Origin of the sequence: Bradyrhizobium sp. UNPF46, assembly GCF_006658625.1 — a bacterium.
Classification (GTDB): Bacteria; Pseudomonadota; Alphaproteobacteria; order Rhizobiales; family Xanthobacteraceae; genus Bradyrhizobium; species Bradyrhizobium nitroreducens.
The window spans coordinates 90196-112980 of the sequence record NZ_LFJB01000026.1 but is presented as its reverse complement, the minus strand read 5'-3'; the positions used below and the strand labels follow the sequence as shown (position 1 = coordinate 112980).

The 22785-nt window shown below is 62.5% G+C and carries 15 protein-coding genes; 8 read left to right on the top strand and 7 right to left on the bottom strand.

Annotated features, from left to right (window positions below; genetic code table 11):
• Positions 1-755 precede the first annotated feature (755 nt).
• From UNPF46_RS11835 to UNPF46_RS11815, 5 genes are all read left to right on the top strand, one after another.
• On the top strand, positions 756-3458 hold the full coding sequence (locus UNPF46_RS11835) for a tellurite resistance TerB family protein (protein ID WP_181769893.1): 2703 nt from the start codon (positions 756-758) through the stop codon (positions 3456-3458).
• Positions 3455-4777: an ATP-binding protein gene (locus tag UNPF46_RS11830; protein WP_142250121.1), complete on the top strand. Its 1323-nt coding sequence runs from the start codon at positions 3455-3457 to the stop codon at positions 4775-4777. The genes UNPF46_RS11835 and UNPF46_RS11830 overlap by 4 nt, the downstream gene beginning before the upstream one ends.
• Entirely contained in the window at positions 4774-7011 is a 2238-nt protein-coding gene (locus UNPF46_RS11825; protein ID WP_142250120.1) for a DEAD/DEAH box helicase, read from the top strand. The genes UNPF46_RS11830 and UNPF46_RS11825 overlap by 4 nt, the downstream gene beginning before the upstream one ends.
• 204 nt (positions 7012-7215) lie before the next feature.
• Complete coding sequence (locus UNPF46_RS11820) at positions 7216-7407, top strand: hypothetical protein (RefSeq protein ID WP_142250119.1); 192 nt, start codon at positions 7216-7218, stop codon at positions 7405-7407.
• A gap of 282 nt (positions 7408-7689) precedes the next feature.
• On the top strand, positions 7690-7980 hold the full coding sequence (locus tag UNPF46_RS11815; RefSeq protein ID WP_142250118.1) for a hypothetical protein: 291 nt from the start codon (positions 7690-7692) through the stop codon (positions 7978-7980).
• Here UNPF46_RS11815 and UNPF46_RS11810 read toward each other — a convergent pair.
• On the bottom strand, positions 7972-8670 hold the full coding sequence (locus UNPF46_RS11810) for a TetR/AcrR family transcriptional regulator (protein WP_210248333.1): 699 nt from the start codon (positions 8668-8670) through the stop codon (positions 7972-7974). The two genes, UNPF46_RS11815 and UNPF46_RS11810, sit on opposite strands and share 9 nt — an antisense overlap.
• Positions 8671-8749: 79 nt before the next feature.
• Between UNPF46_RS11810 and UNPF46_RS11805 the strand changes: the two genes are divergently transcribed.
• Positions 8750-9868 (top strand): FAD-dependent oxidoreductase, encoded by a 1119-nt coding sequence (locus tag UNPF46_RS11805; RefSeq protein WP_100175160.1) that lies wholly within the window; start codon positions 8750-8752, stop codon positions 9866-9868.
• Positions 9869-10205: 337 nt separating this feature from the next.
• Here UNPF46_RS11805 and UNPF46_RS11800 read toward each other — a convergent pair whose 3' ends face one another.
• The 3 genes from UNPF46_RS11800 to UNPF46_RS11790 all read right to left on the bottom strand — a co-directional run bounded on the left by UNPF46_RS11800 (position 10206) and on the right by UNPF46_RS11790 (position 12896).
• On the bottom strand, positions 10206-10751 hold the full coding sequence (locus UNPF46_RS11800) for a hypothetical protein (protein ID WP_142250117.1): 546 nt from the start codon (positions 10749-10751) through the stop codon (positions 10206-10208).
• Between the two features lie 178 nt (positions 10752-10929).
• The gene (locus UNPF46_RS11795) at positions 10930-12372 is read right to left on the bottom strand and encodes an MATE family efflux transporter (protein WP_142250116.1); all 1443 of its coding nucleotides are present in this window, start codon (positions 12370-12372) and stop codon (positions 10930-10932) included.
• Between the two features lie 32 nt (positions 12373-12404).
• Complete coding sequence (locus tag UNPF46_RS11790; protein ID WP_100175163.1) at positions 12405-12896, bottom strand: hypothetical protein; 492 nt, start codon at positions 12894-12896, stop codon at positions 12405-12407.
• Between the two features lie 222 nt (positions 12897-13118).
• On the opposite strand from UNPF46_RS11790, the gene UNPF46_RS11785 reads away from it, so the two are divergent.
• Positions 13119-16175, top strand: coding sequence for an ATP-binding protein (locus UNPF46_RS11785; RefSeq protein ID WP_142250115.1), 3057 nt, complete (start codon positions 13119-13121; stop codon positions 16173-16175).
• A 311-nt stretch (positions 16176-16486) separates the two neighbouring features.
• Positions 16487-17728: an OpgC domain-containing protein gene (locus UNPF46_RS11780; protein WP_142250114.1), complete on the top strand. Its 1242-nt coding sequence runs from the start codon at positions 16487-16489 to the stop codon at positions 17726-17728.
• Here UNPF46_RS11780 and UNPF46_RS11775 read toward each other — a convergent pair.
• The 3 genes from UNPF46_RS11775 to UNPF46_RS11765 are packed head-to-tail and all read right to left on the bottom strand — an operon-like array spanning position 17691 to position 22641.
• Positions 17691-18803 carry an ABC transporter permease gene (locus tag UNPF46_RS11775; protein WP_142250113.1) on the bottom strand — a complete coding sequence of 371 codons (1113 nt, stop codon included), beginning with the start codon at positions 18801-18803 and terminating at the stop codon, positions 17691-17693. The two genes, UNPF46_RS11780 and UNPF46_RS11775, sit on opposite strands and share 38 nt — an antisense overlap.
• A 2-nt stretch (positions 18804-18805) precedes the next feature.
• A complete protein-coding gene (rbbA, locus tag UNPF46_RS11770) occupies positions 18806-21577 on the bottom strand; it encodes a ribosome-associated ATPase/putative transporter RbbA (RefSeq protein WP_181769892.1) in 2772 nt (923 codons plus the stop codon).
• Complete coding sequence (locus UNPF46_RS11765; RefSeq protein WP_142250111.1) at positions 21574-22641, bottom strand: HlyD family secretion protein; 1068 nt, start codon at positions 22639-22641, stop codon at positions 21574-21576. Before UNPF46_RS11765 ends, rbbA begins: the two co-directional genes overlap by 4 nt.
• Between the last annotated feature and the right edge of the window lie 144 nt (positions 22642-22785).

The following is a 22785-nucleotide window of genomic DNA, read 5'->3' as shown; positions in this document are numbered from 1 at the left end:
CGAACTGGAACGTTGGATCTCGTCAAGACACCCGATCTTCGCGGGACTGCGTCACTGAGCGATGGCGTTTCTGGAACGGTTACCTTTGCGCCACCTCCAAACGTGGCCGTGCCGCCGCCCGTACCACCCACAGTCGCGCCAACGACAGTATCGATAGCATATGTCAGGTCCCGGAGTTCAACTGGATATGTTCGGGGCCACTATCGGCGTGGAACATACGTTCATAGCTATTATCGCAACGGCCATTACGTCCGTGGGCACACGAGGCGAGGTTCGTACGTCCGCCCATACTATCGTCATCGACGCTAAAGGATCAAAGCGGCTCTCTAGTGGCGCCGAAGTTCAACGGCGGTCCACTACACGCGCCAGACGAAGAAATGGCGAGCAGGTGAAATAGTACCTCAGTGAGAACTCCCCGCTTCGCGCCGATGCCCGTTCATGCCTCGGCTTCTTCCTACACTTGCGCTTCCTCTGGGGCGCAAACCGACGCCAGCACAAGGAATTCGTTCGAGAATCCGCGTCGGCCGCTCAGCAAAACGGCCTAGCGCCGGCCTTCTCTATGCCGTAGACTTTTTTGCAACTTCTAGGTGGGGCCGACCGGCGGCATACGGACAGGACTCGGGGGAGCGCTGATGTGGGGAGTGCACAGATCCTGGCGACTGGTTGCGACCGTCATCGTGATGCTGTCGACCTCGTACGCTTCCGCCCAAACACCACCTGTTGCTTCGGCGGCCACAGGAGCGGCGCATCAAGGGGTGAGAAAACCTCCCAGCCTGACCGTGGGCACTCCAAGCGCCTCGCGTCGCAGCAATCCTATCTCCGGTACCACCAGGGGACGCTACTTCGCGCCGACATCGGCGGAATGGCTCGCCTATCAGGAGCGCCTACGTCCGCAACTGAGGCTGCTCGACCGAGAAAATCATACCGAAGATCCTACCAGCATGACGCCAACGGTTCCTTGGTGGATCTCGCGCACCGATGGTTCTAGAATTGTGGTCGGTGTGACGAAAACGAAGACTTCGGAGCCGAAGGAAACAACCGAACCTGTCTCTGCTATCGGCACTGGACCAGATCCAAAGCCCTTGGAGCGGCCGCTGACGCGCGCTGCTTCCGATATGGTTGCGACACCAAGCCCGCCAGTGCCGTCCATACATGGGAACCCAAGCAGTTCGTTCGGTATCGTCGCAGTAACGATCATTACTGCCTTGGCGTTCCTAGTGAAGGGGCTGTCGCTCTGGCGCGAGAGAATTCGCGTCCAGCCCACAATCCGACGGAGCTCCGCTGTCGAACCACCGGCCCCGCCACCCGATTTGACGCGGGACGCTCCTGCCGTTGTCACGACGCCGATCATAGAGATTCCGAAGCGGCGCGCCGACGACAATCCCGTGTGGGTGCCATTTGGAACGTCGGCGCGGGTCGGCCGATTGAATATCGCTGGACCTGCCTACGTCGGCCGCCATCTTGCGAAGCTCAACGGCACTGGATCAGAGAACTGCCTCATCGATCCCTTGCTACCGGTTGGCGTAATCGCCGACACGGCTGGGCGGCTGATGGACTATTGGCCGAGCTACGAGTCGATGGATCCCCAATCCAGACGAGCGTTCTTGGACTGGATGGCGTCTTCGCGAAATGCGCCCGGGACCTACATCGGCTATGTCTTCGTTTACTTCTATGCGCTTGAACGTCGCGCCATTCTCGAACGATCGGCCGAAGACCGACCTGCCATCGCTAAAGAGCTTGAACGCCTACTTGCGATTTACGGCGACAACCGATCCTTCCGTCGTTACGGCACGGCATTGCAGGCGGCCATTCAGTTGCTCGATTTGGCCCGTCGAAGCGATCTTTCACTGGAATTCAGCTCGTCCGAAGGTGGCGTGCCGCTCAGCACGAAAGTGGCGGTGGGTCGCAGGTTGAGGGACGGCCTGCCAATCGAGCCAGATCTCCTATTGTCGCTCACGATGTCGCACCCTTCGACGAAGGTGAAGGCGTCTGCACACCGCTCCTTCGATCTTCTGCGTGCGTCGTTTGCGGACGAATGTCGGCGTCGTTTCCCGACGGGGCTAAGGTTGGATGGTTCCAGCTTGAGCCAGGCGCAATTCTCTTACCGCGCGGCAAGCGGAAGCTTCGTGTCCGATTTGACGGATGCCGTCGGATCATTGCCGGATGCGGCAGAATGCGAAGAGGCATTGGTGTTGGGGAGGCGCATTCTTGACGAATGTACCGAGCGACTTGAGGCCTACGGCAAATATGTGGTGAAGGCCCCCGAGCAGGCCTCCTCGCTTGTCGCGATCTCCTTGTTGCCACCTTCACAGCGCGCTTCCGCCGTCGCAGGACTACCGGGGGATCCGCTGGCCTGCCTGCGCGAACGCGCGCGCAATCTCGACCCGATATCTGTCGGGCAGGTATTCGAGAATGTGGCGCCTGGAACGGTGCCAAAGATTACTCCGGCTAAGATCCGCGAGCTCGCGCAAGTTCTCGCGAGGTTCGGCCTTGGAATTGTTCCGGATCCCGATTTTTCGTTAGTGGCCGTTGACGACGCAATGTTGCTCTTCGAAACGGCGGGGCCGATCGAGGCCATGGCCGCACCTTCCGCCGCGTATCGAGGCACGTTACTTACGCTCGCGCTCGGCATGTTGGTCGGAAAGGCCGACGGACATCTGCAGGATGTCGAGAGGGTTGTGCTTGAAGGTCTGGTGAAGAACGCAGGGGACGTGACACCCGATGAGCGGCGAAGACTCCACGCTGATCTCCGCTGGCTCGAACTGCATCCCGTCGCACTCGGAGGAGTTCGGCGCAAGGTCGCATCGCTTGGGGCGGCCGAGCGATCAAAGATCGCCGATCTGCTCGTCGCGGTCGCATCGGCGGGGGGAACGCTTGAGCGAACTGAAGTCGCGATACTTGAACGCATCTATCGGGAGCTGAATCTAGATCCGGAACGCCTTTACCAAGGACTGCACCGCGCGACGGTTGACGAGGAGAACGACGAACCAGTTCGTTTGGCTGGCGATGGGCCGTCCCTGGGTTATGCGATCCCGCCTGCTCCAACGGTCTCGGGCGCAAAGCCTGGCACTGAGGCCCACCCGCCCCGTAAATCAGGCTCGGCACCGGTCGATCGAAGGGCCGCGATTCGAGCAGAAACTGAAGCCGCGGCTGCCCTGCTCGCTGGCGTATTCGATACGGAGGAGAAGGAGCCGGAGGAGACTACATCTCCGAGCGACTCTCGTGGTCTTGAGCCGCGTCTCGGCGGTCTCCTGCGTATCCTGTTGGAACGGCAACATTGGCCCCGCGGCGAATTCGAACGGCTTGCCCGCGAACACGGGCTCATGCCGGGTGCCGCGCTTGAGAACATAAATTCCTGGAGCTTCGAGGAATACGACGAATGTCTGCTGGAAGACGGCGACCCGATCGTGGTCAATGGCGATATTCTTTCAGGTCATTTCTCCGAGGCCGCTGAATGACGAAACAGCCGACCATCAAACCGAGGGATCGGGAAACGATCCTCAATGCGCTCCGTTCGGGCGTCGTGCCGCGCATTGGGCTTCAGCACATTCAGGTAGGGCGCAAGCGCGAGATAGAGACGCTGCTTTCCGATCTTGAGCGCGTCGCGTCGGGGGGCGGTTCGCTGCGATTCGTCATCGGAGAATATGGTGCGGGCAAGACCTTCTTTCTGTTCTTGCTGAGGCAATTGGCCGTCGCCAAGAACCTCGTGGTGATGCAGGCCGAACTCTCGCCCGACAAGCGTCTGCACTCAACGACGGGGCATGCTCGTGCGTTATATGCCGAACTTGCACAGAGCACAGCTACGCGGACATCGCCAGACGGTGGCGCCTTGCGCAATATTCTTGAGAGGTTCGTTGGGAAAGCCGCGGAGGACGCAAAGACGAAGGGCATCTCTACGGCAGACGAAATAAAGTCCAAGCTGGATGACGTGCGGCAGATGGCCGGCGGCTACGATTTTGCGGCCGTCGTGAGCACCTACGCCCGCGGATATGAAGAAGGCTCGGACGAAATGCAGGCAGCGGCGCTTCGTTGGCTAAGGGGAGAGTATGCCAACAAGACAGCCGCGCGACAGGAACTGGATGTAAGAACGATCGTTGACGATGCCGGAGTGTACGATCATTTAAAGCTGGTCTCGCGCTTCGTCCGCCATGCCGGTTACGCGGGGCTCTTTGTCTGCCTCGACGAACTTGTCACGCTCTATAAGCTTCAAAGCGCGCAGTCCCGCAAACTCAATTACGATCAGATTCTACGTATAATCAACGATGTGCTTCAGGGGTCGGCTGAGGGAATAGGGTTTGCGCTGGGCGGAACTCCCGACTTCTTGTTGGATACGCGTCGCGGATTGTATTCTGATGGTGCGCTTCAATCGCGGCTCGCGGAGAATAGCTTCGCGAAAGACGGCCTTGCCGATTATTCGGGGCCAGTCATCAAGTTGCAAAACCTCACCCCAGACGAGCTGTTGGTCCTATTCGAGCGGCTTCGAAACGTCTTTGCTGGGGGGCATCCGGATAAGTTCCTCGTTCCGGACGAAGCGCTCGAGGCGTTTTCCGCTCATTGCCGGGAACGACTAGGGGACAATTACTTCCGTACACCGCGTAACAGCGTGAAGGCGTTCGTCGATCTTCTTTCCGTTCTTGAGCAGAACCCTAGCGCCGATTGGCGCTCCTTGATCGGGGCCAGTGACATTCCGGAGGACCACGGAGCTTCAGCCGACGCACTGGATCCCGAGGGTCCGCTTGATGCGCCGGACAACGAGCTGAGCCGGCTGCAATTGTGACCTCTAGTACCTCCTCGCAGTTCGATCGCCTCGCCGACCCTGTCAAGCGCTGGGTCTGGACGCAGGGATGGACGGAATTGCGGGATGTGCAGGAGCGCGCTATTCCGGCGATCATGGATGGTGGCGACGTCATCCTCGCCGCACGAACCGCGGCCGGTAAGACAGAAGCTGCGTTCCTCCCTCTGATTTCTAGAATACAGGCGCGCGGGGCGAGCGCATCGGATGGTTTTTCTGTCGTCTATGTCAGCCCCTTGAAGGCCCTGATCAATGATCAGTTCCGAAGGCTTGAGGGGCTTCTCACCACCTGCCAGATTCCTATCCATCGTTGGCACGGCGACGTTTCTGCTGACGCCCGCAAGCGCGCCATCGAAAGGCCGGCGGGAATCGTCTTGATCACCCCGGAATCGCTGGAAGCAACGCTGGTCCGTCGCGGTCGTCAGGTTGAACGGCTGTTCGGGCGTTTGGATGCCTTTGTGATCGACGAGCTTCATGCTTTCATCGGCTCTGAGCGAGGGCGTCAGCTACAGTCGGTTCTAAATCGAATCGAGGTTGCCACACGTCGCGAAAGAATAGACCGGATCGGTTTGTCCGCGACGTTGGGCGACATGAGCTTGGCTGCCGAAGAGTTAAGGCCTGGCGCCGGGCAGACTGTCGAAATCGTTGAGAGCCGCGAGGGAACGCAGGACATTCTTCTACAGATTCGGGGTTATCGTCATCGGCGTCCACCGGTCGAACGAGCTGAAAACACTCCGGCCGCGCCGGTAGCCGATGAAGAAATGGTCCAACACATGTTCAGCGCGCTGCGCGGAAAGCGCAACCTCCTGTTTGGCGGTTCGCGCAGAAACGTTGAGCTCTTCACAGACCGGCTCCGTGAATCTTGCGACGACCAGCGTATTCCCAACGAGTTCTTCGCCCATCATGGAAACCTCTCGAAAGCCGAGCGCGAACAGGTCGAACAGAGGTTGCGTGACGATCCGAGGCCAACGACTGCGGTGGCGACTTCGACCCTGGAGCTTGGTATCGATATCGGCGAGGTCGAGAGCGTCGCTCAGGTAGGCCCGGGCTGGTCCGTCGCGTCGTTGCGCCAACGTCTCGGTAGATCTGGTCGCCGTGCCGGCAAGCCGGCGATATTGCGGATCTATATCCCGGAAGAGGAATATGGCCCGGGACTTCACCCATCGGACAGACTTCGGCTCGATCTCGTGCAGGCCGTCGCGATGGTTGAATTGCTGATAGCAAAATGGTGCGAGCCTCCGCGAGCGTCAGGATTGCATCTGTCCACCCTCTTGCAGCAGACACTTGCGTTGATCTGCCAATTCGGCGCAGTGAAGCCGACGTCGGCTTGGAAGGTGCTGTGCGAACGCGGGCCGTTCCGATCTGTTGATGATGCCCTTTACGCGCGGTTGCTTAAAGCGATGGCAACAGCGGAGTATCCCCTTCTTGAAATGGGCTCTGACAAGACATTGATGCTTGGAAAGGGCGGCGACCGCATAGTGGCAGGTCACGACTTCTATGCCGTCTTTGCGACGACCGAGGAATTTCGCGTCATAGCCGAAGGAAAAACCATTGGCACGATTCCAATCGACCAGACATTGGTGCCTGGGCAAACGATCATCTTCGGAGGACGCAGATGGAAGATACTCTCGGTAGACACAAGATCTCGCGTATTGGAGGTCAAAGCGAGCGATGCTGCCATTCCGCCTCGATTTGGCGGTGGCTTCGCGGGAGTACACGACAAGGTCGCGGAAACAATGTGGTCGATCCTCGTCGGAACAACTGTGCCGGCACACCTGGATACGATCGCACGGGAGCTTCTTAAGGAAGGTCGCTCGGCATTTCGAGAAGCTGGCTTGGATCAACGATCGATCTCGCAGAATGGAAGTGGCTGCTTCGTCTTTCCGTGGGTCGGCTCGGTCAAGCTCGATACGTTTGCCTTGGCTCTAATGAGTCGCGGTTTTGAGGCGAGTGCGAGTGGTCACGTGATCGAGGTCGCAAATTGCAATACGACAGATGTATTGGAGGTATTACGCGAAATCGCGACGTCGGCTGCGCCCGACGGAATGGAGTTGGCTAAGCACGCCGCAAAGTTGCAGCGGGAAAAATATGATCATCTCATTCCGGACGAGCTTCTCTTGATGGCTATGGCAAGAGAGCATCTTGATGCTGCTTCGGTTCCGGACCTTGCTACGCAAATTTTGAAACGCTGCTCGGGATCGGGAACTGAGAGTTATTAGGTATTCGGAACTGCCTTCCTCGTGCCAAGCCGGCGGCAGTCGTCGGTTCAATTCGTCGACACCACCGATGGCGTCTGCTTGCTTGTGCGTGCACGTCGTCCCGATTTGCAAGCGTAGCCTTGCATTCCGACCTGAGACAACCATGTTTGTGACGTTGTGCTTGTTGCGTTGGGTCGACTACCATTCCTAAATGGAGAGACCGCCATGAGCGATGCTGACAGCCTTGTCCGCTTTACCGTCAGGGAGACCTCGCCTCAGGTCAATCAGATGAATCCCGCCCAGCCCATCTATTGGCATTGGTCCGTCGTAGCCCGATCGCCGGAAGAAGCGGTCGCGGCGGTGCGCGCCGGGATGACTGGTGGCCGGGACCAGCAGATCGTTATGCCTCTGGGCTGAAAATCGATCTCCACGAGAGCCGCGCCGCGCGTAGCTTATCTTCGTCGCCCGCGTCCACAGCGGACGTCACGAGATGGCGGCAGAACAACCGTATGAAACTGCCGCTTTGGTGGAATCTGCGTTTGATTAGCACAAATTCTAGCACAGAATTATTTTTACTCCATGATTATATAATTATATCAGTAATTTATCCGAGTGCTTTCCTGTCTCATAACCTGAAGGTCATAGGTTCAAATCCTATCCCCGCAACCAAATTCGGATTTGACCGGATCCGATACGAAAATGGCCCGCATCGCGCGGGCCATTTTTGTTTTGGGGGCGGTCTCCGAGCGGACCAGCAGGAGCGCGGGCCGGCAAAGTGCCGGCTCGTGCAGCATCGGGAAAAAGAAGGCGCTCAGGAAGCCTGATATCTTTGGCCTCGGCGGTGCATGGCGGAAGGCCGGACATGTCAGCTGCAAACCGCGGAAGCTTGAGCGCCGCCCCGCCTCGAGCATGATCCGGAAAGGTGTGCAGCGGATTTCCGAAAGATCAGGCTCAAACAACAACCTGCAGCGCGATGGCGTTTCATCTTGATCGCATTGCGCTGCAGGCGTTTCGCTTGACGCAGGCGCCCGCCAGGATGAAGTCGACGCCGGCGACGAACTGTTGCCGATCGTCATGCTCGCTCAGCTGTGCCGCCACCCGCCGAAGAAATGGACGCGATTCGGGATCATCCTGAATCCAGCCGCTGGCTATGCCCTTCAGCCAGGCCTTGCGATCCGTTCCGCGCGGAAGCGTGCGGGCGTTGGCCGCGTTCTGGCCGGCCACACCGAGGATGTAGTTCGTCAGCGCTGAGGCGCAGTCGAATTGTGCATGCACAGGGACGCCAAGCGGCTGGAGCCATTCGCCGATGCGTTCGAAGATCTCTCCAACCGCGGCATGCCATGGTTCGCGGGAAAGGTGAGCGCCTGCCCAGGGGTGAGCGTCAATCGCATCGAATGCCGCGAGCGCGATGGCGCGGATCGCGACCCTTGGCTCCTTTTCCTTGGCCACTTTCGCCAGGGCGCGGGCGAGAACATCGCCCGTCGCGGCGCCAAGGAGGCCGTTCCTGTCGGCGATATGCCAGTAGATCGCCCCGCTGCCCGTCGCCAAGTGTGTCGCCAGCGCCCGGAATGTCAGAGCGGCCTCCCCGCGCGCATCGAGAATCTCGATCGCCGCCTCAACAATCCGCGCCTTGGAGAGGGCGTCCGCGCGCCGCGCCGACCGGTGGGCCCGTTTTGACATGCGCCACCATGGCATACCTGGAACGTCGTTCCAATCCATGTTATATGGAACACTGTTCCAATCCTCTCGAGGGACCACCATGACCGCCTCCGTTACTATTGTTGGTGCAGGCTTGGGCGGCCTGACCCTCGCCCGTGTACTCCACGTCCACGGCATCGCTGCCACGATCTATGAAGCAGAGCCCTCCGAGAGCGCGCGCGCTCAAGGCGGCCAGCTCGATGTTCACGAACACGACGGTCAGCGCGCGCTCGCTGCGGCCGGCCTGACAGACCCGTTTCGCGCGATCGTTCACGAGGGCGGCGACGCGACGCGCGCGCTCGACCGAAACGGCAACGTGCTGCTCGACCAGCCCGGAGATGGCAGGCGTCCTGAGGTGCTTCGGGGCGAGCTGCGGCGCATCCTCATCGACTCCTTGCCTGCCGGGACGATCCAGTGGGGGCGGAAACTGGTCGGAGCCACGCCCTGTGGCGCCGGTCGTCACGAGCTGACCTTCACCGATGGTTCGGCTGCAGAGACCGAATTGCTTGTCGGCGCCGACGGCGCCTGGTCGAAAGTACGCCCGCTGTTGTCAGACGCGGAGCCTGCCTATGTCGGCGTGTCCTTCGTCGAGGCCTACCTGCACGACGCTGATCGGCGATTCCCCGCAACGGCTGTGGCGGTCGGAGCCGGCGGAATGTTCGCGCTCGAACCGGGCAAGGGGATCACCGCGCACCGGGAGCCGGCAGGCGCGCTTCACACCTACGTTCAACTGATGCGACCTGCGGCGTGGTTTGCAGAAATCGACTTCAACGACACAGCGATCGCGAAAGCCCGGATAGCAGCCGAATTCGACGGGTGGACATCGACTCTCACCACATTGATCACAGGTAGCGACACGGGGCTGGTCCTGCGAACGGTCAATGCGCTGCCAGTTGGTCACCGATGGAATCGCACGCCTGGCGCGACGCTGCTCGGCGATGCCGCGCATCTGTCGCCGCCGGCCGGCGACGGCGCAAACCTGGCGATGCTCGACGGGGCCGAGCTTGGCGAGGCCATAGCCGCTCGGGCTGGAGACATCGAGGGCGCGCTGGCCGCCTATGAGGCGGTGATGTTCTCGCGCAGCGAGGCCGCTGCCGTGGACGCGCACCGGGTCCTGGACCTTTGCCTGGGTGAGCGGGCGCCCTTCAGCCTCGTCGACTTTCTCGGCGCCGCGCAATAGCCACGGTACTTCGGGCAAGCGACGCTGGCGTTGCCGAACGTGTCTCCGATCGCGCAGCGAGCGCGTTCACCGCGTTCACCCGCCATGTCGGGCCAGGGGGCACCACGCCTCCGGCGGCATACGAGTATTTTCAGATGGGATCATATTGATTGTCAGTTGATTAGACGGGGTGTCCGCCTGCTCATGGCCGTAGGTTCAAATCCTATCCCCGCGCCAAAATTCGGATTTGACCGGATCCGAGACGAAAATGGCCCGCGCGATGCGGGCCATTTTTGTTGTGGGACGGTCTCCGAGCGGACCAGCAAGAGCCGCGGGCCGGCTGCCGCCGTGGCGCAGCTTACTTGGCAGAGTGCTCCTGCCGAGCCTCTGCCGAGGCATCCGCCTTCCGCGACCTGGTCGCGTAAGGGCAGACCATGGTCAGGTTGAGCAGCGTCGGCGCCTGGTCTTCGCCGTTGCCGTATTCCCAGACCAGACGAATCTCGTGCTGGTCGGAATTGACGTCGTCCTGCTGATGCTGCGTGATGTCGGCCTTCATCGGAATCGGCGGCTCCGAGTTGAAGCATTTGCGGATGGAGGCATCCAGCAGCGCGCATTTGGTCGGCGGCACCACGACGCGCTCGTCGTTCGACAGCGGCGTGGTGTTGGGCTGCGCGGTGAGCTGAAGCCGGGCATGGCCGAGCGCCTTGAACCACACCTTGCCGCTGCCGTTCGGCCACGTCTCGAGCGGCGACAGGATCGGCTGATACTGGCCGTATTCCATCGTCTCGATGTCGATCTGCTTGGAGGCTTTGAGTCTCGCCACGCTCTTCTTCATGTTCTCGAGCGGGTAGTAGTTGGCGTTCATCAGGTTCTTGTAGTTCTGGTCGTCGTAAATTCCGCCCATCGATCACTCCCGATCTTCGCCTGAGCACTGGCACGCGTGCCGGCGAGACATTCCAAAGCAGCGTGACCCATGATGAACCACGCTTGTGCCCCAAGTCTTACGCTGCGAACGCTATCATTCGTGCAGATGCGGCGTCAACGAAAGCAACCTGAGAGCGTCGTGGTGTGACCTTGCGCTGCTATTTGTCCGCCGCATTCGCCAAGCTCAGCGAGCCCTTTGCGCCGGTCATGCGCGGCCCCCAGCGAGTCAACGCAACTGCTACACAAGAGAGAAGGCCGAGCAATATCATCGACGCGGCCGTCAGCATGAAGAAGCTCTCGGCTGTTGCCGCCTGCGATGTCAGATACCAGCCGCCAAGGATGATGAAGAGCAGGCGCGCCGTTTGCGCCAGCACGGGACCGAGCACGTTACCAGCACCCTGCGACGAGAAGTACATCGCCGAGGCGAGCCCGATGAAGGCGTAGAACGGGGCGACGGTCCGGAGATATTGCCGGCTGGCGGCGTGCGCTTCGGCATTGTCGGTAAAGAGGCTAACCCACGGATCCGGGAAGAGCGCGACCGCGCTTGCGAGCCCTCCGACCACAACGAGCGCGACAAGGCCGGTCGTCCAGGCGACACGGCGGGCCCGCGGGATGCGCCCCGCGCCGACCGCTACCCCGATCATCGGTACCGAGCCGATGCCTACGGAGAAGGCAATGGTCGCGAGCACGTATTCGAGCCGTGCCCCGATGCCATAGGCGGCGAGAACCGCGGTGCCGAACACGGCCAGCATATGGGTGAAGATGAGGTTGGTCAGCGTATTTTGCAGCGGGGAGAGGCAGGCGACCATGCCGACCTTGAGGATGTCGACAAACAGGGGCCATTGCATGCGAAACCCGCGCAACCGGGGAGCGATACGGCTCCGGCCCGAGAACAGATACCAGGCCATGATCGCGATATTGATCGAATAAGCGATCAAAGAACCGGTAGCGACTCCCGGCATGCCGAACTGCGGCACGGGCCCGAGGCCGAGACCGAGCGTCCCGCCGAGGATGGTCTGGCAAATCGCGGAGTTCACGATCATCATCGACGGCAGTTTCATGTTGCCGGTGCCGCGCAGGATGCTGGCCAGAATATTGACCAGCCAGGTCAGCACCGCTCCGCCGAAATAGATCTCGCTGTAAGCGATTGCCTGCGCCAACACGTCGCCCCTGCCGCCGAGCAGCTGCAGTAATTGCCTGCCGCCGATCTGCATGCCCAGCATGAAGACGAGGCCAAAGAAGATCGCGATCAGAAGCGCGTGTGTGGCAAGGCTCTCGGCGCGATCGCGGTCACCTGCGCCGAGCGCGCGCGCAATAGCTGAAGATACGCCCCCACCCATGGCAGCCCCCGAAACGCTCATGGTGAGCATCACGCAGGGAAACACCAGCGCCATCGCCGCCAGCGATTCGACGCCCAGTTGTCCGATGTAGGATGTCTCCGCGATCGCGACCAGCGTCCCGGCCGAGAATGCGATGGCATTCGGCCAGGCCAGCGAGAGCAGCGTGTGCAGGACCGGTCCGTCGAGCAGCTTGTTCGCAGCTGCCTGCGCGGTCGGCGGCAACGGACTGTCTTCTTTCGCTTGGCGGGCGGGCGTCTCCATCGGAGCATCCGCCCCTGGGGCTCGGATGGTGTTCAGGATCTGTGCGGACAGACCATCGTCAGATTGAGCAGTGTCGGCGTGTCCGAGCCCTTCTTGTACTCCCACTCGAGCCGGATCTCGTGCCGGTGGGCGTAGGCGTCGCTGGCCGCGTGGGTGATGATCTTCGTCTTCATCGGGATCGGCGGCTCGGAGTTGAAGCACTTCCGGACGCAGGCGTCGAGCAGGTCGCATCGCGTCAGCGGGATGACGCCCGGCTCGTCCCTGGAAAGGGGGACGGTGTTCGGCTGGGTGCTGAGATCGACGCGCGCCCGGCCCTTTTCCTTGTGCCAGTACTTGGCGCTTCCCTGTGGCCATTTCGAGGGTGGGGTCAGGATCAGGTGGTACTGGCCGTATTCCAGGGTCGGCAGATCGATGTCGTCCGACGCCTTGAGCTTGGCGACGCTCTTCTTCATGTTCGCCAGGGGATAGTAATTGGCGTTCATCAAGTCTCGAAATGCCTTGCCGCTATATGCCAGTCCGCTCATCGTCTTTTCCCCAATCGAAATTGCTGGGCTCGTGGCCCAGGTATCAAAGCGTATCGGCCGCCTAGTGCCTGCTCTTAGACGCTACCATCCAAGAAAGCGTCGCGTCCAGAGAGCTACCCCAATAAGTTGTGTTCTGTGCGAGACTGATTGCCATGGATATCCCGATCGGTAATCTTACGCTTAATTGAGCGCGCCATCTCCGCGCCCGGTGAGAACGCAGGAATGAATTGCCAGGCGTGCCAGTCGATGATTGACCCAGGCGATAGCTGGTGCCGCAAATGCGGGGCAGCAGTCGGGCATCGCCTTGATCCCGACAATGAGCGGCGGTTTGTGACCATCCTCCGCGCCGATGTCATCGATTCGACCGGTCTCGTTGCCGAGTTGGGACCGGAAGAGGCGGTCTTGCGCCTGGAGCCGGCCTTGGCGGCGATGAGGGGCGCGGTACGGCAGTTCGGCGGCATCGTCAGCAAAGAGCTTGGCGACGGGCTTGCCGCGGTGTTCGGTGCCCCTATCGCGGACGATAACCATGCGCCGCTGGCTTGCCATGCCGCCATCGAACTCGTCCGGCGCGTCGCGAGCCTGGGCGATCCCGGACTTCAGGTGCGTGTTGGCCTGCATTCCGGCCACGTCGTCGCCTACATGGTCGCAAGCGAGTTCTCCAAGGTTTACGAGATTGGTGGTGCTGCGCAGCACTTGGCCGCGCGGCTGGAGTCGGCTGCCGAGGCGAATCAGATCTACGTGTCCGAAGCCTGCCAGAGCCTTGCGGATGGGCACGTCCGTTTTGAGTTTTTAGGGTCCAAGACGCTGCGCGGCTTCAATGAGCCCCTGCCGGTCTACAGGATTATGGGCGCGAGTGACCTGTCGAGCTGGCGGGTCCGACGGGCGCGGAGCATCTCCCGGTTCGTCGACCGCACCACGGAGCGCGCCCTGCTGGCGCGTGCGGCCGAAGGAACGAGCGAGATCCGCCAGACGGTTCTGCTGTTGGGCGATGCTGGAATCGGAAAGTCCCGGCTCGCGCATGAGTTCGCGCAGGGGCTGCGGGCCGAGGGCTGGAGCCTTGTCGCCGCCGAGTGCAGCCCAAACCTTCAGGGAGCGCCGTTCAGCACGCTCAAGCGCGTGTTGCTTCCGATCCTGGAGGCGGCCGCAAAGGATCCCGATGATCCCGCCGATCCTCGTAAGGACCTGCCCGCGATTCAGCGGTGCGCGCTCGATGCGGTGCTCGATTTGCCCATATCCGATCCGCAGTGGAACGACCTGGAGCCCGATGCTCGAAGACGCGCGATTTCCGATGCGAGCTGCGCAATCATCGAAGGTATGGCCCATCGCCAGCGCACGGTGCTTTTGATCGAGGACTTGCACTGGATCGATCGAGCGAGCGACACGGTCGTGGCCATGATCGCTTCGTTACGAGCGCGAGGCCTTTTGGTGCTTCTCACCACGCGGCCGGATGGCATGCCGGTTTGGGTCGCCAGTTGTCACGCGGAAGTCGTCGCGATGCGGCCTCTCGACGATGATTCTGGATTGGCAATGCTGGCGGACATGCTCGGTCCTTCCGAGACGAATGCCGACCTCAAGCATCGGATCATTTCTCATACGTCCAATGTCCCCCTTTTCATCGAAGAGGTTTGCCGTGGGCTGAAGGATAGTGGGACGCTTCGCGGTCAGTGGGGTGATCTTGCTCTCGTGCGCCCCATTGATGAACTCGGTATCCCCGCCAGCATCCAAGGCGTGATCGCGGCACGGCTTGATCGCGTGTCGAAGCAGGAGCGTTCCATTCTCCAGATCGCCGCAACGCTAGGTCAGCGATCGAGCGAAGCGATGCTGCGGAAGGTCGCCGGGCTGCCTGAAGAGGCGTTGCAGAATTGCCTTTCTACTCTCGATCGCGCCGAACTGCTGGTCAGGATTGACAGCGAGGTGGAGGACGCTCTCGAGTTTCGGCATGAGATGGTTCGCCAGGTGACCTACGACTCGATGGTCGAAAAGGTGCGCGAGAATTTACATGCTCGCGTCGTGGCCGCATTCGAGAACGACGAAGCATGGCGCGATGCTCCCGAGAGGCTCTGCTATCACGCGACACGAGCGAAGAATTGGCAGAAGGCGTCTAGCTATGGGAGAGCCGCGGCACGAAAATGTCTGGTGCGCTCGGCTTATGCGGATGCCGCCGACTACTTTGAAATCGCGATGAACTCGCTCGACAAAACTCCAATAACTCGGTCGCGCGAGGCGGACGCGGTTGATCTCCGGATGGAGGCGCGGATGGCCTTCATGTGGTCTGGTTCAGTTGCTCGGGCGTTGGAACTCGGAAATGAAGCTGAGGAACGGGCCGACGCAATCAATGACGTCGAGCGTAAAGTCGCGGCCATGACGGTGAGAGCGAGTGCGCAGAATTTCTACGGAACGCCGAGCGAGGCCGTCGCTATCGGCGAGGCCGTCGTGCGCCTGGCGGCGGACTGGGGCAATCAAGGCTGGAGCAATCTGGCGCAATATGGTCTCGGGCAGGCATATTTTGTCGCCGGCCGTTATCATAGCGCCGAAAAACTGTTGGCTGCGGTCCGCGCCCGGTTGCTCGACCCGGAAGCCCATGCGCCCATCGGAACGACTCCGCAATACCTCCTCCTCCTCTGCTGCATGATGAACAGCATCACCCACACCGTCATGGGCGAGTTCGCCGCCGCCGGGCAGCTCCAGCAACAGGCCGAGGCGATCGCCGAGGAGACGGGCCGACCCTATGATCGCGTCGCCGCCGCCTATAGCGGCGGCTGGCTGAAGCTCGGTCAGAACGATCCCACTGCTGCCGCCACCATTCTCGAGGACGGCTTCGTGCTGGCGCAGAAGCACGGCATCCGCCTGTTCGTGCCGGTGCTCGCCTGCCATCTCGGCATGGCTTACCTGGAGCAGGGGCTGTTCGACCGGGCGCGCGGCATGTTGACCGAGGCGCGCGAGGAGGCGAGGGCGGTCGGCTATACCTCGGCCGTGCTGCGCGGCTCGATCTACCTGGCGCTCGCGATTTGGCGTCTCGGCGATGGGCAGGCGGCGCAGAACATGCTGCGCGAGGCGCGCAACACCGCCCGCCAGCAGGGGTTTTCCGGCCTCGAGGCCGAGGCCCTGTTCGGCGAAGCCGTCGTGACGCCCGCCGCCTCCGAGGCGAACAAGGCCGCCGTCCTGGCGTCCCTGCGCGCGGCGATCGCGATCGCCTCCGAAAGCGGCGCCAAGCCGCTCCAGCAGAGGGCCGAAGCGATGCTGGCCGGGATGCTCGCCCGGGACGACCGGCCCGCCTGACCGTTGCTCGTCGTTGCCCGTGCGATCATACCGTTTCGCCGGTTTTCCTGCCCGACGGGTCATTTGAGTTTCGTAGTCAAAGCAAGCGCTTAGGCGGCCCTCGCTACTGTGCATGGGGTTGTTTTCGAGTTTTTGAATCGGCGCCGCTCGAGGTCGGAGCGCAGAATCGCCCAGCGGTGCCCCGTTCGCCAATGACAAGTCCCTTGCATGAAGGCCAAGCTCGGCTACCGTTGACACCAGCCCCGGGGACCAGATGACTTTTTGATCGAGATGTTTGCCATGGCGCGGCGCCCGGCTGGAGAGGCGGGGCCATGATCACACGGGACCAGCAAGCTCTGATGTCGCCGATCGAGCGCGATCTTCGGCTCGATCTGTTCCGCGGCATCGGCCTGTGGATGATCTTCCTCGATCACATCCCGCACGAGGTCGTGGCCTGGCTCACGCTGCGCGACTACGGCTTCAGCGACGCTGCCGAGGTTTTCGTCTTCATCTCCGGCTATCTGGTCGGCTGGCTCTACGGGCCGGTCATCGCCGGCGGTTACTTCCTCGCCGCGCTCAAGCGGCTCTGGCGTCGCGCTCTGTCGCTGTATGTCGCGCACATCATGCTGTTCCTGCTGTTCACCGCGCAGGTCGCGCGTACGGCGCGCCGCTTCGACAATCCGATGTATGCGCATGAGTTCAACGTGTTCAACTTCCTGGCGCATCCGGACGAGCTGATCGAGCAGGCCATCCTGCTGAAATACAAGCCGGTCAATCTGGACGTGCTGCCGCTCTACATCACGCTGGTGTTCGCCTCGCCCTTCATCGTCTGGTGCCTTGTGCGCCGGCCGAACCTGACGCTCGCCGGCTCCGTCGTGCTCTTTGGGCTGGCGCGCTGGTTCGACTGGAACATCGCCTCCTATCCGCCGGGCACGACTTGGTACTTCAACCCGTTGTGCTGGCAGCTGATCTTCATCTTCGCCGCCTGGTGCGGCATCGGACAGATCGACAAGATCGGCAGATGGGTCTGGTCGAGGACGGCGATGGCATTGGCGGCGGCGTGGGTCGTCTTCGCCTTTCTCATCGTGATGACCTGGCACTTCCACGCGCTCGAAGCCTTCGTCCCGAAATGGATGATCAAGGCGATCTACCCGATCGACAAGTCCAACCTCGACCTGCTGCGCTTCAGCCATTTCCTCGCGCTGGCGATCCTGGTGACCTGCTGCGTCTCGCGCAAATGGCCGGCACTCCATTCGGTCTGGCTGCGCCCCGTCATCCTGTGCGGGCAGCACTCGCTGCCGATCTTCTGCCTGGGCGTCTTCCTGTCGTTCTCCGCGCACTGGATCCTGACGCAATATTCGGAAGGCGTGTGGGAGCAACTCGCCGTCTCTCTCGCCGGCATCGTCATCATGACCGGTGCGGCCTGGCTGCTCGATCGCGTCAAGCGCGTCCCCGACCTGTTCGTGAAGGTGACGGACGACGAGGACGCGGGGACCGCAACGGAAGATGCTGCGGCGTCGGCCGGGGCCTGTTGTCCTAGGCCAGAAACGCGCGAAACCGGCGCAGCGCGATGACGAAGAAGACGCCGCCGATCACGGCGAGCGCGGCGAGCTGCGGCCACACGACCTCGAGGCCCGCGCCGCGGAACAGGATCGCCTGCGCCAGCATTACGAAATGCGTGTTGGGCGCCGCCAGCATGATGTCCTGAACGAAGAGCGGCATGCTCTCGCGCGGCGTCATGCTGCCCGACAGGGTCTGCAGCGGCAGCAGGGTCATCATCAGGAGCAACCCGAACTGCGGCATGGAGCCGGTGACGGTGGCGAGGAAGATGCCCATGCTGGTGGTGGCGAACAGATGCAGCGCCGCGCCGAGCAGGAACAGTGCGACCGAGCCCTCGATCATGACCGCCAGCCATCCCTTGATCACCAAGGCGATCGACAGCGCGGAGGCCGCGAGCACCACGGCTCCCATCGACCACACCTTGCTGACCATGATTTCGAGCGGCGTGACCGGCATCACCAGCAAATGCTCGATCGTGCCGTGCTCGCGCTCGCGGATCAGCGCCGCGCCCGTCAGGATGATCGAGAGCATGGTGATCGACATGATGAGGTGGTCGACCGCGCCAAACCAGGATCTCTTCAGCTCCGGATTGAAACGGGCGCGCAGCGCGAGGTCGATCTGCGGTGCCTGAGCCTGGCGGTTTCGCGCCAGAAATTCCGCGATCTCGGCGCCGACGATCTGCTCGACATAGCCGCCGCCGTTGAAGGCTTGCGAGATGCGCGTCGCGTCGACGTTGAGCTGGATTGACGGCGCCTTCCGCGCCAGGAGGTCGCGCTGGAAGTCCGGCGGGATGTCGAGGGCAAACGTGTCGAGGCCGGCATCCATCCGTCGGTCCATCTCGTATTGCGAGATCATCCGAGGTGTAGAGAAGTACGGAGCGGTGAATGCCATCGCGATGCGCGTCGAGATCGGCGAATGGTCCTCGTCGACGACGGCGATTGCGGCGTGGTTCAGCGTCTCCGGCAGCGTGTTGGCACCCTCATACACCGCGAACGTAAAGGAATAGGCGATGAGCACGAGCAACACCGGGTCGCGTGCCAGTCCGCGCAATTCCTTGATTCCGAGCTGGAGCAGGTTGCCAAGGCGCATGGTCAGCGGGCCTGTTTCTTCAGGAGCAGCGCAGCTGCGGTGACCAGCACCGGGATCATGACGGCGAGCGCCAGGAGCTCGTTGTGGAGCGTGCCGAATCCCAGTGCCTTCGAAAATGCGCCGCGCGAGATGGTCACGAAATAGCTGGTCGGATAGACAAGGCCGATCATCTTGCCGGCCCCTTGCAGCGAGGAGACCGGATCGATCAGGCCCGAATACTGGATCGCGGGAATCAGCGTGATCAGCACAGTTCCGAACAGCGCGGCGATCTGGCTCTTCATGAAGGCCGAGATGACCAGCCCGATGCCGGTGGTGGCCGTGACGTACAGCAGCGCGGCGGCCGCATAGGTCGGGAAGCTGCCCGTGAAAGGAACGCGGAAGACGACGAGCGCAAAGGCGACCAGCAGCAGGAAATTGCCAAAGGCCAGCACCACGTAGGGCAGCTGGGTGCCGAGCAGGAACTCGAGCCGCGTCACTGGTGTGACGTAGAAATTGACAATGGAGCCGAGCTCCTTCTCGCGTACGACGGCGAGTGCGGCGAGCACCGCAGGGATCATGATCAGGAGCAACGGGATAATGCCGGGCGCCATGGCGACGACGCTCCGGACGTCCGGATTGTAGCGGTAGCGCAGCTGGAGCTGGTAGGAGCCGGCGATCGCCGCCTCGCCATAGAGCTCGCGGCCCTTCTGCGCCAGCCAGGCGGCGTGGATCGCCTGGGCGTAGGAGCGCAGCGTCTCGGCCCGCGTCGGATTGGCGCCGTCGACCCAGGCGCCGATCTCGACATGGCGGCCGCGGCTGACGTCGCGGCCGAAGCCGGGCGGCAGCTCGATGGCGAGGCCGATCTCGCCCGCACGCATGCGGCGGTCGAGATCGGCATAGTCGATGATGGGGGATTTCTCGGTGAAATAGCGCGACCCCGCGATCTGGAGGCTGTAGTCGCGGCTGATCGCGCTGTCGTCGCGGTCGAGCACGGCGAAGGTCAGGTTCTCGACGTCCATGCTGATGCCGTAGCCGAGCACGAACAGCAGCAGCACGCTGCCGAGGATCGCGAGCGTGGCGCGGATCGGATCGCGCCGCAGCTCGAGCGCCTCGCGCCGGGAATAGGCGAGCATGCGGGTCGGGTTGAACGTCATGCCGCGCTTGCGCGGCGCTGCCGTCGTCCCGGCCGGTACGGCCGGTGCGGTTGCCGGCTGGATGGCTGCATCCGAGGTGTCGGCGATCGCCTCTTCCAGGCAGGCGATGAAGGCCTGCTCCAGCGTCGCGGAGCCGCGTGCGGCCACGATGGCCGCGGGCGTGTCCGACGTCAGCACCTTGCCGGCGTGCATCAGCGAGACCCGGTCGCAGCGCTCGGCCTCGTTCATGAAGTGCGTCGAGACGAAGATGGTGACGTTGTCCTTGCGGGAGAGCTCGGCGAGGATCTGCCAGAAGCGGTCGCGCGCGATCGGATCGACGCCGGAGGTCGGCTCGTCGAGGATGAGGATGTCCGGCGCATGGATCATCGCGACGGCGAGCGACAATCGCTGCCGCAGCCCGAGCGGCAGGGCGTCGGGCAGGGCATCGGTGACGTCGGCAAGATCGAACCGGGCGACCATCTCGCCGATGCGCGGGCCGATGGTCTCCGCCGGCAGCTGGAACAGGCGCGCGTGGAGATCGAGATTTTGCGCGACCGTGAGCTCCGAATAGAGCGAGAAGCCTTGCGACATGTAGCCGATGCGCCGCCGCACCGACATGTCGCCGGCATCGATGGTGTTGCCGAACAGCCGTGCAGTGCCCCCGCTGACCGGTAGAAGGCCGGTGAGCATCTTCATGGTCGTGGTCTTGCCGCATCCGTTCGAGCCGAGAAAGCCGAATATCTCGCCCTTCCTGATACGGAAGCTGACGTCGTCTACCGCCACGAAGCCGTTGAATCGCCGGGTCAGGTGATCGGCCTCGATCGCGATCTCCTCATGGCCGTCGCCCCGCGGCGGGATCACCACTTTGGTATGGTCGCCGCGATCGGCTTCGGGCAAGAGGCGGATGAAGGCCTCGTCGAGCGTCTCGGCGCCGGTCTGCCGCTTCAGCTCGGCGGGCGTTCCGGTCGCCAGCACGCGGCCGGCGTTCATCGCGATCAGGAAATCGAACTGCGCCGCCTCTTCCATATAGGCGGTCGAGACGATCACGCTCATGCCGGGCCGGCTGCTCCGGATCGAGGCGATCAACTCCCAGAACTGGCGCCGCGACAGGGGATCGACGCCGGTGGTCGGCTCGTCCAGGATCAAGAGCTCGGGATCGTGGATCAGGGCGCAGCACAGGCCGACCTTCTGCTTCATGCCGCCGGACAGCTTTGCGGCGGGCCGATCGGCGAACGGCGCGAGACCAGTGTCGCGCAGCAGGCCGGCGATCCGCCTCTCCCGTTCCACCTTGTGATGTCCGAACAGGCGGCCGAAGAAGTCGATGTTCTCGAACACCGACAGCGTCGGATAGAGGTTCTTGCCGAGCCCCTGCGGCATATAGGCGATGTCGGGGCACACGTTGCGGCGATGGCGCGAGCTTGCCATGTCGCCGCCGAGCACGTGGACGTGCCCCTGCTGGATCGCGCGAGCTCCGGCGATCAGCGACAGCAGGCTGGATTTGCCGACACCGTCGGGGCCAATCATCCCGACCATGCACCCGGCCGGCAGGTCGAGCGTGATGGACTCGAGCGCCCGGGCCTTGCCGTAGCTCAGGCCTACGCCTTCCAGATGCACCACGCTGCCGACGGCAGACGGTGCTTCGGCTGCGGCAGTCGTGCTCATCTCGTCAGCTTGATCTTGAGGTTGTCGGGCCATTGCGCGGCCGGATCGAGCTGCACATAGGCCATGCCCGGCAGGCCGGTCTTCACATGCTCGACGTGCTGGCGCAGCAGATCGGGTGCGATATGCGCCTTGATGCGGAACATCAGCTTCTGGCGCTCCTCCTCGGTTTCGACCGTCTTGGGCGTGAATTGCGCGACGTCGGCGACGAAGGTGGCCTTGGCGGGGATCACATATTGCGGGATGGCGTCGAGCACGAGACGGACCTCGGCGCCGATCGCGACGCGGCCGGCGTCGGCCGTCGGCAGGAAGAACGTCATGTAGACGTCGCCGAGATCGACCATGTTGAGGACGCGGCCGCCGGCGGCCAGCACCTCGCCCGGCTGCGACACGCGATATTGCACGCGACCGTCGCGCGGCGCCTTCAGCACGCTGTCGTTGAGGTCGGCATTGATGCTTTCGATCGCGGCCTTTGCCGCGTCGACCGAAGCGCCGGCGTCGATCACCATGGCGCGCGCGGAGCTGATCGCGGCCTCCGATGCGGCGACCTGGGCGTGGGATGCGGCGAGCGCCGCCTTCGCCGTGGCGTTGGCGGAGCGGTCGTCGTCGAGGACCTGCTGCGACACGGCACTGGTCTTGATCAATTTTTCGGAGCGATCGAGCTTGCGGCTCGTGGTGTCGAGCTGCGCGATGCGCTGGTCGACCACGGCCTCGGCCGCTTTGCGCTCGGCCTCGCGCTGATTCACCAGGCTCTTGGCCGTCTCGACATTGATGGCGGCGCGCTGCAACTGCGCCTCGGCCTGGCGGCGCTGGGCCTGCAATTGCTCGGTGTCCATACGCGCCAGAACCTGGCCCGCGCGCACGAGGTCGCCTTCGTTGACCAGGATCTCGCGAATCCGGCCCGGCGTCTTGGTCGCGATATCGATCTCGACCGCTTCGATGCGTCCGTTGCCGCGGGCGAAGCCTGCCGGCAGCGTGTTGGTATCGCGGTGCTGCCAATAGTAATAGCCGCCGCCAGCAACGAGGACGGCGATCGCGGCGATGACGCGACCCGGAGTGAATTTCATCTGTTCAAAACGCCGTGAGGCGGCGCCCACTGTTGAGAAACGTGCGCCCGGCCCGCTGATGGCGCGGGGAGGGCAGCCTCAACATTGCAGCCAATTTCTGCATCGCAACTTGATGCAGATCAGACGCTGGCGCGAGGGTCAGTG

Excerpts from the sequence above, each read along its gene's own strand:
- UNPF46_RS11820 (WP_142250119.1), top strand. The coding sequence starts at position 7,216 with ATGAGCGATGCTGACAGCCTTGTCCGCTTTACCGTCAGGGAGACCTCG.
- UNPF46_RS11790 (WP_100175163.1), bottom strand. The coding sequence starts at position 12,896 with ATGAGCGGACTGGCATATAGCGGCAAGGCATTTCGAGACTTGATGAAC.
- UNPF46_RS11780 (WP_142250114.1), top strand. The coding sequence starts at position 16,487 with ATGATCACACGGGACCAGCAAGCTCTGATGTCGCCGATCGAGCGCGAT.
- rbbA (WP_181769892.1), bottom strand. The coding sequence starts at position 21,577 with ATGAGCACGACTGCCGCAGCCGAAGCACCGTCTGCCGTCGGCAGCGTG.
- UNPF46_RS11775 (WP_142250113.1), bottom strand. The coding sequence starts at position 18,803 with ATGCGCCTTGGCAACCTGCTCCAGCTCGGAATCAAGGAATTGCGCGGA.
- UNPF46_RS11810 (WP_210248333.1), bottom strand. The coding sequence starts at position 8,670 with ATGTCAAAACGGGCCCACCGGTCGGCGCGGCGCGCGGACGCCCTCTCC.
- UNPF46_RS11795 (WP_142250116.1), bottom strand. The coding sequence starts at position 12,372 with ATGGAGACGCCCGCCCGCCAAGCGAAAGAAGACAGTCCGTTGCCGCCG.
- UNPF46_RS11815 (WP_142250118.1), top strand. The coding sequence starts at position 7,690 with ATGGCCCGCATCGCGCGGGCCATTTTTGTTTTGGGGGCGGTCTCCGAG.
- UNPF46_RS11785 (WP_142250115.1), top strand. The coding sequence starts at position 13,119 with ATGAATTGCCAGGCGTGCCAGTCGATGATTGACCCAGGCGATAGCTGG.
- UNPF46_RS11765 (WP_142250111.1), bottom strand. The coding sequence starts at position 22,641 with ATGAAATTCACTCCGGGTCGCGTCATCGCCGCGATCGCCGTCCTCGTT.
- UNPF46_RS11800 (WP_142250117.1), bottom strand. The coding sequence starts at position 10,751 with ATGGGCGGAATTTACGACGACCAGAACTACAAGAACCTGATGAACGCC.
- UNPF46_RS11830 (WP_142250121.1), top strand. The coding sequence starts at position 3,455 with ATGACGAAACAGCCGACCATCAAACCGAGGGATCGGGAAACGATCCTC.
- UNPF46_RS11805 (WP_100175160.1), top strand. The coding sequence starts at position 8,750 with ATGACCGCCTCCGTTACTATTGTTGGTGCAGGCTTGGGCGGCCTGACC.